The sequence below is a fragment of the Pseudomonas urethralis genome, from assembly GCF_021602465.1.
Lineage (GTDB): Bacteria > Pseudomonadota > Gammaproteobacteria > Pseudomonadales > Pseudomonadaceae > Aquipseudomonas > Aquipseudomonas vlassakiae.
Genome location: NZ_BQIJ01000001.1, coordinates 1 through 10,889, shown reverse-complemented (window position 1 = coordinate 10,889; position 10,889 = coordinate 1). Strand labels below are relative to the sequence as shown.

Genomic DNA, 10,889 nt, shown 5'->3' with positions numbered 1-10,889 from the left:
ATCACCAACACGCAAGCTGTCGCAGAATCCTACAAAAGCGCTGTGACAAGCTGTTTTTTTATAACAGTTTTTTACACAGCATAGACGCTGCCGGGCGCTTCACAGGCCGGCTTCAGTTTCGCGCGGGGCTGGCGCCTCGAGGGCATCGCTGCTTTCACGGCTGCGCCGGATCTTCAGTTCGCTCACCACCACGGCAATGACGATCAGCAACCCGCCGATCAGTGCGATGCCTGGCAAGCGCTCGCCAGCGATGCGCCCAACGATGCCGGCCCACACCGGCTCGCCCGCGTAGATCAGCGTGGCGCGGGTGGGTGAAACCGACTTCTGTGCCCAGTTCATCGCCACCTGGATCACCGCGCTCATGGCGCCAAGGCCCAACGCGCTGAGCAACAGCAACCAGGAAAAGTCGGGCAGACGCTCCTGGGTCGGCACGATCATCAGAAACGCCAGCAGCGAAGCGGTCGCCAACTGCACCACGGTGACCCGGCGCACATCGACCTGGCCGGCGAAGCGGCTGATCAGGATGATCTCGGCGGCGATGGCCACGGCGCTCACCAGGGTCACCACTTCTCCTTCGCTGAAGTGCAGCGCGCCGCCTTCCGGGCCGGCCAGCAGCATCAGGCCGACGAACGCCAGGCAGATGCCGATGCTCGGCATCAGCCCTGGGCGGCGGCCCAGCACCAGCCATTGGAGCAATGGCACGAACGGCACATAAAGCGCCGTGATGAAGGCCGACTGGCTGCTGCTGATGGTTTGCAAGCCCATGGTCTGCAGGCCGTAGCCCAGCATGATGGAGACGCCGATCAGCACGCCGGCTTTCAATTCGGTGAAGGTCAGGCCGGACAATGCACGCGCCGATGCCAGGCCGACGAACAGCGCCGCTGCGGCGAAGCGCAGGCCGACGAAGAACATCGGGCCGCTCACGGTCATGACGTTGTGCACCAGCAGGAAGGTACCGCCCCACAGCATGGTGATGAACACCAGCACCATTTCGGCCTTACTCAGGCGAAAAGAGACTGCGGTTTGTGGGCTGCTGGTCGGTCGGCTCATGGTCTTGCGCACTCGGAGGGAGCGGCGCACAATCGCCGCAAAGTGGGCAGTATACTGCGCAAATTCGTACAAGTGAGCAATATAGTGCACAAAGATTCCACGCACCGTGCCTCGGTGCTGCAGCATGTCAGCCTTAATGTCCGCAGCCTGCGCAATGCGACCGGGCTGAGCCAGAGCGCCCTGGCCGAACGCTCAGGGGTCAGCCGGCGAATGCTCGTGGCGATCGAGGCGGGCGAGAAGAATGTGAGCCTGACGACCCTCGACCTGATTGCCGAAGCCCTGGGTGTCGCCTTCAGCACCCTGATCCAGGCTCCCGGTCAGCGCGACCCCAGCCGCATCGACGAACTGGCCTGGACGGGCAGGCACCCGCAGAGCAAGGCCGTGCTGCTGGCCAGCAGCAGTGCCCGGCGCGAAGTGGAAATCTGGGAATGGACCCTCGCGCCTGGCGAGTGCTACACCAGCGAAGCCGATGCCGAGGGCTGGAGTGAGCAGATCTATGTGGCCGAAGGCCAGTTGACGCTGATTATCGAAGGCGCCGAGCACTGTCTGCAGGCCGGGCAGTTCCATGTGTTCCCCAGCAACTGCCGCTATGCCTATCGCAATGATGGGACAGTGCCCGTGCGCTTTGTGCGTAATGTGGTGATCTGATGCCTTTGAAGGTCAACCGTTGAGCAATTCGTCGGTCTTCACCACCTTGGCATAGGCGAACGCCAACGCCGCCATGGCCGAGTCGTGCACATGGGCGGCCGGTACCTGCTTGCCCTCGAACTCCAGCGGCAAGGTGGCGCAGGCATCGTGGGCCACGGTGACGTCGAAGCCGAAGTCGGCGGCGGCGCGGGAGGCGGCATCGATGCACATGTGGCTCATGCTGCCGACGATGGTCACAGCCTTGACCTGATGCCGGTCCAGCGTCTGCTTGAGATCGGTACCGAGGAACGCGTTGACCTTGTGCTTGAGCACGACCGGCTCGCCTGCTGCAGGGGCCACCTTGTCGTGGATGGCTGCGCCCTCGGAGCCAGGCGCGAAGAACGGCGCATCGGCGCTCTCGAACTCATGCTTCACATGCACCACCAGATCACCCTTGGCGCGCGCTGCAGCGAGCAGGCGTGCGGCGTTGTCAGCTGCCTGGTCGGCCCCCTCGAGGGCCCATTTGCCGCCGGGGAAATAGTCGTTCTGGATGTCGATGATGATCAGGGCCTGCTTGCTCATGCTGCCTCCTGTGGCAGTAGTCGTTGGATGACGATAGTTATAGGCTGTGGGCATCGACTTGAGGATTGGCGCGATCGACACAATGACGGCAAAAACTGACAGCCCCGGCATCCTGGAGATCGGCCTGCTGCACTACCCGGGCGCGCAGCGCGCGGCGTTGCATGGCCTGGGCGACGTGTTCAGCGTGGCCAATCGCATGGTCGCCGAGCTGGGCGCCGTCGGGCTGCCGCAGATCCGGGTCAGCCACTGGCAGCTCGATGAGGCAGGGCTGTTGCAGCGTATTGAGGACGGCCTGGGCGCGGCGAGCCAGCCGCTGCGTGTGTTGATCATCCCGCCGAGCCTGGAGGCGACCCCACCCCCGGACCTGCTCGAACGTCACCGGCAGCCGTTGTGCCAATGGCATGGCCAAGGCACGGTGATGGCGTCGGTGTGTATCGGCGTGTTCTTCATCGCCGCCAGTGGCCTGCTCGATGGGCGGGCAGCCAGTTCTCACTGGAATTACGCACAAACCCTTGCCGAGCGTTACCCCAAGGTCCATGTGGAGGCCAATCTGCCGCTGCTGGATGACGGCGACATCATCACCTCCGCTGGGCTGATGGCATGGACCGAACTGGGGTTGCGCCTGCTGGAGCGCTATCTCGGCGCGTCGGTGGCCTGGGAGACTGCGCGCTACCTGTCCGTCGAGCCGGTCAGCAGGCCATTGCCGGGGTCGCTGTTCAGCCCGCGCCTGGATCATGGCGACGAGGCGGTGCTGAAAGTTCAGCACTGGTTGCAGGCAGCGGGTGCGCAAGACGCCGACCTCGCCGGCATGGCCACTTGTGCCGGGCTAGAGGTGCGCACATTCCTCCGGCGCTTTCGTGCGGCCACCGGCCTGAAGCCTACCGAGTACTGCCAGCAAGTAAAGGTGGGGCGCGCCTGCCGAATGCTGGAGTTGACCCGGCGCACGGTCGAGCAGATTGCCTGGGGGGTCGGTTATCAGGACCCGGGGGCGTTTCGCAAGGTGTTCCAGCGCATTACCGGGCTGACGCCCAGCGAGTATCGGCAGCGCCTGGCCTTGCCTGGCTCAGGGTAGATGCGGCCCCGGCCCCTCATCAGCCAGATGATCCTGGCGATTGCGCAGCGGGCATTCCTTCAGCGACATGCAACCGCAGCCGATGCAGCCGTCGAGCTGGTCGCGCAGCCTGACCATTTCATCGATCCGGTGGTTCAGATCCTCACGCCAGCGTGCCGATAGGCGCCGCCAGTCTTCGGCGGTCGGGGTGTGGTCGTTGGGCAGGGTGGCCAGCGCCGAGGCAATCTCGGCCAGCGCAATGCCCAGGCGCTGGGCCATCTTGATCACCGCGACCCGGCGCAGCATTGCCCTTGGGTAGCGCCTTTGGTTACCCGCATTACGGGTGCTCTGGATCAGGCCCTTGGTTTCGTAGAAATGCAATGCAGTCACCGCCACGCCGCTGCGCGCGGCCAACTGGCCAACGCTGAGCAGTTTTTCCGCGGCAGTGGGAGATGGCTTGGGCATGGGAAAAACGCTTGACCTTGAGTTAACTGGAGGTTTTACCCTGCTGGCGATTCCGAATCAAGCACTCGCAGCAAGGAGACACGCGATGACTGCCACCCCGCATTCCCTATGGTTCACCCAGATGATCGAATATGAAGTGCCCGTTTCCCGCCAGGTGGCACTGGCGGAGGCACTGGTTGCGCGCAGCGAGGAGTTGGCTGCGCGATGCCAAGGTTTGCAAAGCGTCAGCATCCAGGCCAGTGACGATGGCAGCCGGGTCTTGCAATACCTGCAATGGCAATCACGCCAGGCCTGGAAGGTGGCGGCGGAGTGTTTTGCCGAGGAGCCCTTTTTCGAACTGCTTAGCCGCCATCAGGCGCGTGGTGTCAACTTTTCCGCGTATCAGGCGATGCGCAGCCTGATACGCGGGGCTGATGGCGGGCTGCATTGCCAGGTTGGCGACCTTCAGGCGTACCAGGGGGCGTAGTGCGGGTAGCGGTCCAGGCGTGCGCCGATCACCATCTCGCTGACCCACGCGGCCAGGATCGAGCTGTAGGCCTTCTGGCTTTGCTCACTCGATAGGGCGTGATCGGCACCGTCGACGATGCGATGGGTCAGCGAATGAGCGCTGACGAATGCCGAGCGGTAGCTCATCAGTGTGGCGTGGGGCACGTAGTCATCCTGCTCCGATTCGACCAGCAGCACATCTCCGGAAAACTCGGCACAGGCCGCCAGCGCACGGTTGTCGGAAGGGCCGAGCAGGCGCATGCGGTAATCGTTCAGGCGCTGGCGATCGAGCGCCTGTTTGGGCATGTTCCATTCGTCATCCCAGTACATCGCTGGCACGCGCAACGCCAGCCATTTCACCGGCCGCTGCAAGGTCAGCAAGGTGGCCAGATAGCCACCGTAGCTGCTGCCAATGATGGCGATGGCACTGCTGTCCACCGCCGGGTGACTGACCAGCCGATCGTAGGCAGCCAGCAGGTCCTGGAGATTCTGCTCGCGGGTGACGGTCAGGCGCTGGCTTTCGGTTTTCGCGTGGCCGCGCAGGTCGAAGGTCATGCACACGCAGCCCAGGCCAGTGATGTGCCGAGCGCGTGCCAGGTCGCGCTGCTGGCTGCCGCCCCAGCCGTGGACGAAGAGAATGCCGGGCATCTTGCTGCCGGGGCTGACCAGCGTGCCGACGATGCTGTCATCCTCGACCTGCAGTTCCACGGTTTCACTCTGAATGCTCATGCCGGCGAATCCGCGCGTATTTGCTGAGTTGTCCGAGTTCACTGTCGTTTCCTTGATAGAAGAGGGTGGCGTCAGCGGGCAAGTCGGGCGTGCCGAACACTTCATGGGTGGAGGCGCATACCCGCTGCAGTGCCGGGTCGTCGGCAAATGCCTGCAGTGCCAGGAGCTCTGCGCTGCTGGCTCCCCCCAGACGCCAGGATTGTTCGAGCACGCCACTGCGCAGATGGCCGTCGGCCGTAGTGCCGCGAGCGATGTCGTAGTTGCGCCGCGATGCGATGAAACCTGGGAAGTGCTGCTCGGCGGCTTGTTCGTAGGCCATGGCCTGGTTGATCGCAAGGCGCAGGTGATCTTCCAGAGCCAGCTGCAGCAGGGCAGGGTAGTCACCCCGCACCACGACCAGTTCGGAGCCACCGTAGACCTCGGTACCTTGGTGGTCACGGGTCAGTTGCTGGGTGCCGTGATAGCTGCAGGTCAGGCCGCCGACGCGGACCTGGCCAACGCTGAAGGTCTCGACATTGGCCAGATCTTCTTCCAGCACCAGGCCCCAGAGGGCCAGGTCCCGTTCATCGACGTTGGTCAGGAGCGGGTCCAGTTGATCCGCATCGGTGATGACGTGCTGGCCCCGGCCCGCACTGGCCAGCACCGGCTTGATGCGCACCGGGCCATCAAGCAGCAGCAACTGGGCGGCGCGCCGGGCATCGGCCTTGCTGAAAACGGTGTAGCCGCGGAGCAGTGCGTCGCTTGCCTGACGAGCGAAGGCATCGGTCCAGCCCGGCGGGAATTGGGCATTGGCCGGTAGCGGGTGGGAAATGGCCTTGGTAGCCATGTAAGGGTGGCTGACCAGTCCGCCGAACAGGTCCTGCTCGCTGCGAATGCCCATGGCGGCATAACGTTCGGGGCCGACCAGGGTTTCGGTAGGCAAGTAATAGTAGTGCGTGTCTTTGTTGGCCGGTACGTCGGGCAGCACGGCATGACAACCCAGCAACCGGGCCAACCGGTCAGCCAGGTTCAGGTGCACGGCATGTTCGTGTTCCGGGGTGTGCTGGCGGGTGTCTAGCAATACCACGGCGGTCTTCGGGTGACGGGCACTGGGCATGGGCACCTGCCTGTGTGCAATGAATGTACAGGTTGTGAAGCCCCAGTCAGCGGTAAGTTCAGCTGGAAGTGACTGATGGTCCCGGCCTGGTTGCAGAAAGCGTCTGGTCTGCAGGTGGTTGGATGGGCATAGCCTGCCGTGAGTCGGCCGCGGCGATTGCGGCACCGTGGCAGCTGTTCCATTATTCTCAACCTGGAATAACCCCGATGTGACCGCAGGAGTGCGCATGAACCTTCAGACCACGATTGAGCAAAGTGTGCCGGAGCGCTTGGCGCGTGTGCGTGCAGTGATGGCCCGGGAGGGGGTCGATGCCCTGCTGGTGCCGTCGGCCGACCCGCACCTTTCCGAGTATTTGCCCGGCTACTGGCAGGGGCGTCGGTGGCTGTCGGGTTTTGATGGTTCGGTAGGCACGCTGGTGGTTACCGCCGACTTTGCCGGTGTGTGGGCTGACAGCCGTTACTGGGAACAAGCCGAGAAAGAGCTGGCCGGTAGCGGCATCGTCTTGATGAAGCTTCTGCCGGGCAAGCCGGGTGCGCTGGAATGGCTGGGTGACAATGTTCGGTTCAAAGGTACTGTAGCCGTAGATGGTGCAGTCATGGCGCTGGCTTCGGCCCGCCAGCTCGAAGAGCGGCTCAAGGCCCGCGAGGCGCACCTGGCAACCGATCGGGACTTGCTCGCCGAGGTGTGGGAAGGCCGCCCGGCGCTGCCTGCCAACCCGATCTATCAGCACCTGCCGCCCTACGCCACGGTCAGCCGGGCCGAGAAGCTTCGCCAGCTGCGGGCAACGCTGCAGGAAAAGGGCGCTGATTGGCACTTCATCGCGACGCTGGACGACATCGCCTGGCTGTTCAACCTGCGCGGCAGTGATGTGTCCTACAACCCGGTCTTCGTGTCCTTTGCATTGGTCGGCAAGGACCAGGCGATGCTGTTCGTCGGCGCCGGAAAGCTCGATGAGCACTTGCGCCATGTACTTGAGGTCGACGGCATCGAGGTGCGCGATTACAGCAAGGTTGCGCAGGCGTTGGCTGAACTGGCCCCGCATAGCCGACTGCTGGTCGACCCGGCTCGCGTGACCTGTGGCTTGCTGAAGCATCTGGATGCCCAGGTTCAGCTGATCGAAGGGCTGAACCCGACCACCCTGAGCAAATCACGCAAAGGTGAAGAGGAGCTGGTGCACATCCGCCAGGTCATGGAGCAGGATGGCGCGGCCTTGTGCGAATTCTTCGCCTGGTTTGAGGCGCATCAGGGCCAGGAGGCCATCACCGAACTGACGGTCGATGAGCAGTTGAGCGCTGCGCGTGCTCGTCGACCAGGTTTCGTCTCGCTGAGCTTTTCGACCATTGCGGCGTTCAACGGCAATGGCGCGATGCCGCATTACCGCGCTACCGAGGAATCCCACGCGGTCATCGAAGGTGATGGCCTGCTGCTGATCGATTCCGGGGGGCAGTATCTGGGCGGCACCACCGACATCACCCGGATGGTTCCGGTGGGCACGCCGAGCGTGGAGCAGAAGCAGGATTGCACGCGCGTTCTCAAAGGCATGATCGCCTTGTCGCGTGCCAGCTTTCCGCGGGGCATCCTGTCACCTTTGCTCGATGCCATTGCACGGGCGCCGATCTGGGCAGACCAGGTGGACTATGGTCACGGTACCGGGCATGGCGTTGGCTACTTCATGAACGTGCACGAAGGTCCCCAGGTGATTGCCTACCAGGCGGCAACCTCGCCTCAGACGGCAATGCAGGTGGGCATGATCAGCTCGATCGAGCCGGGGACCTACCGGCCGGGCGCCTGGGGTGTGCGCATCGAGAACCTGGTGGCGAACCGCGAGGCGGGCAAGAGCGCGTTCGGTGAGTTCCTATGCTTCGAGACGCTGACGCTCTGCCCTATCGACACGCGCTGCTTGCTTCCCGAAATGCTGACCAATGAAGAGCGGGATTGGTTGAACCAGTATCACGCCACGGTACACGAGCGCTTGGCTCCCTTGCTGCAAGGTGCTGCGCTGGATTGGCTGAAGGCGCGCACGGCGCCGCTTTGACGGATGCTGGCAATCGGTAAATAAAAGAAGGGCAGCTCGCAGGCTGCCCTTCTTTTATTTACAGATGACGATCATGCTGCGGCTGGTGTAGCCGGCCGGGTTGATGCCGAACAGGTAGTCCCCGGGCTCCTCGTCGGTGTCTCCGGAGCGGGCGATCACCTTGTAACCGCGCGTGCTGCAGGAAGTGGCCGCTTTGCTGTAGCACTTGTCCCACGACGAAGACAGGCCAGAGCAATTGATATGCAGGCCTTTCTTCCCCTTTTTGACCTCAGTCTTGGCCGTTGCGGCGCATCCGGCCATGGCCAAGACGGCCAGGATGAGCAAAATACGTTTCATTCCTGTCCTTAAATGCTTGGGCCGAACAGCTGTCGGGCCCAGTCGTTATCGCTTCGGTCTTCCTGAATCTTCCTCGGCTTCCGTGTCCGCTCAAGTAGATAGCGTAAAGATTATGATTTTGTGACAGCTTAATCAGCGAGGCGAGCGGGGACAATCATTAATCTTGTCTCAAATGAAAATACTTCTCAAATCAGTCTGCTGCAACTGCAGGGCTTGCCTCACGGCGCATGGACAATGTCGCGCCTGCGGAGGCTGCGATGATCGCAAGAATGGCCAGCCACTGGGTGGTGCTGAGTACCTCGCCGAGGAATAGCAGGCCTGACAGCGCGCCAATCGCCGGTTCGATACTCATCAGCGTGCCGAAGGTCCGGGCTGGCATGCGGGTCAGGGCGACCATTTCCAGGCTGTAGGGCAGGGCGGTCGAAAGCACGGCGACACCCAGTGCTAGAGGGATAACGGCAGGGGTGAGCAGCGCACTACCGGCATGTACGATGCCGACAGGCGCGACAAACAGCGCCGCGACCACTACGCCGAGGGCCGCACTCTGGATGCCATGCTCGGCGCCGGCACGTTGGCCAAACAGAATGTACAGTGCCCAGCACACACCCGCGCCCAGTGCATAGGCCGCACCCTGCAGGTCCAACGGCTGACCAGCGTGCCCGACCGGCAGCAGCAACAACAGGCCCGCGACGGCCAGGGCAATCCACACGAAGTCCAGCGCACGGCGCGAGGCAAACAGCGCTACTGCCAGGGGGCCGGTGAACTCCAGGGCGACAGCGATGCCCAGCGGTGTGGTCTGCAGGGACATATAGAAGAGGAAGTTCATGCCGCCCAGTGACATGCCGTAGATCACCACGTTGCGCAGGGTGCTGGCGGTCAGGCGTACCCGCCATGGCCGCAGGATCAGCAGCATGATGATGCTGGCGAAGATCAGGCGCAGGGTGGTGGTGCCTTGAGCGCCAATGATAGGGAACATGCTTTTGGCCAATGAGGCGCCGGACTGGATCGAGGCCATGGCAATCAGCAGCAGGCCGATCGGGAAGAGGGTGGCGGCCAGGCTGCGGGGCTGGGTGTTCATTTCTGCGCGGCTATCCTTGGGAGGTATGCGGGGGTGTGCAATATAGTGCGCAATTGCTTGGGTGGGGTGCAAGGCGCATCGCGGATAAATACGCTCCCCTAGTCATGCCCTGGGCAGGCAACACTGGCGTGACAGGTTCGGCACGTTGCAACAAATCGTAGGAGCGGATTTATCCGCGATGCGCCGCGCGGGCGGCACTCGGTCTCCCAGGCGATGAATGCGTTGTGGCGAGCACCTGCTGGCCCTGACACGGTGTCTCCTCCATTATTTCAATTTCTTGAAATTAAAGGTTGACGGGGTCTCGAATCCCCTTATAATGCGCCCCACTTCCAGCGACATCGGAACGACAAACTCCTTGAAATTCAACGAGTTAGGTAGTTGCGGCGAGGTTGGGAGCGCTTCGATCGAATGATCGATGGCGGTTGAGATGAAGGTTGACAGCGGTTTTAAACGCTGTATTATTCGCCTCCCGCTACGAGAGATCGCAGCGAGTCAAGTGTTTGAAGCTAAACGAGTTTCTCGCAAAAAACTTCAAAATAAACGCTTGACAGCAAATGAGGAAAGCGTAGAATGCGCGCCTCGGTTGAGACGAAACGCTCTTGGCCAAACGCTCTTTAACAAATCGAATCAAGCAATTCGTGTGGGTGCTTGTGAGTACGGACTGATAGTCACAAAGATTATCAGCATCACAAGTGGCCATGCGAGAAATCACATAGTCATTTGAGATTGCTGAGCCAAGTTTAGGGTTTCTTAAAAACCCAAGCAGTATTGAACTGAAGAGTTTGATCATGGCTCAGATTGAACGCTGGCGGCAGGCCTAACACATGCAAGTCGAGCGGATGACGGGAGCTTGCTCCTTGATTCAGCGGCGGACGGGTGAGTAATGCCTAGGAATCTGCCTGGTAGTGGGGGACAACGTTTCGAAAGGAACGCTAATACCGCATACGTCCTACGGGAGAAAGCAGGGGACCTTCGGGCCTTGCGCTATCAGATGAGCCTAGGTCGGATTAGCTAGTTGGTGGGGTAATGGCTCACCAAGGCGACGATCCGTAACTGGTCTGAGAGGATGATCAGTCACACTGGAACTGAGACACGGTCCAGACTCCTACGGGAGGCAGCAGTGGGGAATATTGGACAATGGGCGAAAGCCTGATCCAGCCATGCCGCGTGTGTGAAGAAGGTCTTCGGATTGTAAAGCACTTTAAGTTGGGAGGAAGGGCAGTAAGCTAATACCTTGCTGTTTTGACGTTACCGACAGAATAAGCACCGGCTAACTCTGTGCCAGCAGCCGCGGTAATACAGAGGGTGCAAGCGTTAATCGGAATTACTGGGCGTAAAGCGCGCGTAGGTGGTT

Annotated in this window: 11 protein-coding genes and 1 rRNA gene; 5 read left to right on the top strand and 7 right to left on the bottom strand. The window is 61.8% G+C overall.

Features of this window, described 5'->3' with window-relative positions; all coding sequences use genetic code 11:
* Window positions 1–99 precede the first annotated feature (99 nt).
* Window positions 100–1,050 carry a DMT family transporter gene (locus L6D64_RS00060; RefSeq protein ID WP_176506446.1) on the bottom strand — a complete coding sequence of 317 codons (951 nt, stop codon included), beginning with the start codon at window positions 1,048–1,050 and terminating at the stop codon, window positions 100–102.
* Between the two features lie 84 nt (window positions 1,051–1,134).
* Between L6D64_RS00060 and L6D64_RS00055 the strand changes: the two genes are divergently transcribed.
* Window positions 1,135–1,698, top strand: coding sequence for a helix-turn-helix domain-containing protein (locus L6D64_RS00055; protein ID WP_176506445.1), 564 nt, complete (start codon window positions 1,135–1,137; stop codon window positions 1,696–1,698).
* Between the two features lie 12 nt (window positions 1,699–1,710).
* Here the strand turns inward: L6D64_RS00055 and L6D64_RS00050 are convergent, their stop codons facing one another.
* Window positions 1,711–2,259 (bottom strand): cysteine hydrolase family protein, encoded by a 549-nt coding sequence (locus L6D64_RS00050; RefSeq protein WP_176506444.1) that lies wholly within the window; start codon window positions 2,257–2,259, stop codon window positions 1,711–1,713.
* 82 nt (window positions 2,260–2,341) lie between these two features.
* Here L6D64_RS00050 and L6D64_RS00045 point away from each other — a divergent pair, with 82 nt between their 5' ends.
* A complete protein-coding gene (locus L6D64_RS00045; RefSeq protein WP_176506443.1) occupies window positions 2,342–3,331 on the top strand; it encodes a GlxA family transcriptional regulator in 990 nt (329 codons plus the stop codon).
* On the opposite strand, the gene soxR is transcribed toward L6D64_RS00045, so the two are convergent.
* Complete coding sequence (soxR, locus tag L6D64_RS00040; RefSeq protein ID WP_176506442.1) at window positions 3,323–3,775, bottom strand: redox-sensitive transcriptional activator SoxR; 453 nt, start codon at window positions 3,773–3,775, stop codon at window positions 3,323–3,325. The genes L6D64_RS00045 and soxR overlap by 9 nt on opposite strands.
* An 85-nt stretch (window positions 3,776–3,860) precedes the next feature.
* Between soxR and L6D64_RS00035 the strand changes: the two genes are divergently transcribed.
* A complete protein-coding gene (locus L6D64_RS00035; protein WP_176506517.1) occupies window positions 3,861–4,241 on the top strand; it encodes an antibiotic biosynthesis monooxygenase in 381 nt (126 codons plus the stop codon).
* Here the strand turns inward: L6D64_RS00035 and L6D64_RS00030 are convergent.
* Entirely contained in the window at window positions 4,220–4,990 is a 771-nt protein-coding gene (locus L6D64_RS00030) for an alpha/beta hydrolase family protein (protein ID WP_176506441.1), read from the bottom strand. The genes L6D64_RS00035 and L6D64_RS00030 overlap by 22 nt on opposite strands.
* Complete coding sequence (locus L6D64_RS00025; RefSeq protein WP_176506440.1) at window positions 4,974–6,092, bottom strand: DUF3182 family protein; 1,119 nt, start codon at window positions 6,090–6,092, stop codon at window positions 4,974–4,976. Before L6D64_RS00025 ends, L6D64_RS00030 begins: the two co-directional genes overlap by 17 nt.
* A 220-nt stretch (window positions 6,093–6,312) precedes the next feature.
* On the opposite strand from L6D64_RS00025, the gene L6D64_RS00020 reads away from it, so the two are divergent.
* Entirely contained in the window at window positions 6,313–8,121 is a 1,809-nt protein-coding gene (locus L6D64_RS00020; protein ID WP_176506439.1) for an aminopeptidase P family protein, read from the top strand.
* Between the two features lie 54 nt (window positions 8,122–8,175).
* On the opposite strand, the gene L6D64_RS00015 is transcribed toward L6D64_RS00020, so the two are convergent.
* Together L6D64_RS00015 and rhtA are read right to left on the bottom strand one after the other, a co-directional pair.
* Window positions 8,176–8,457 carry a hypothetical protein gene (locus L6D64_RS00015; RefSeq protein WP_176506438.1) on the bottom strand — a complete coding sequence of 94 codons (282 nt, stop codon included), beginning with the start codon at window positions 8,455–8,457 and terminating at the stop codon, window positions 8,176–8,178.
* Window positions 8,458–8,647: 190 nt separating this feature from the next.
* Window positions 8,648–9,535: a threonine/homoserine exporter RhtA gene (rhtA, locus tag L6D64_RS00010; protein ID WP_176506437.1), complete on the bottom strand. Its 888-nt coding sequence runs from the start codon at window positions 9,533–9,535 to the stop codon at window positions 8,648–8,650.
* Between the two features lie 770 nt (window positions 9,536–10,305).
* Here rhtA and L6D64_RS00005 point away from each other — a divergent pair.
* A 16S ribosomal RNA gene (locus L6D64_RS00005) occupies window positions 10,306–10,889 on the top strand; the annotation flags it as partial.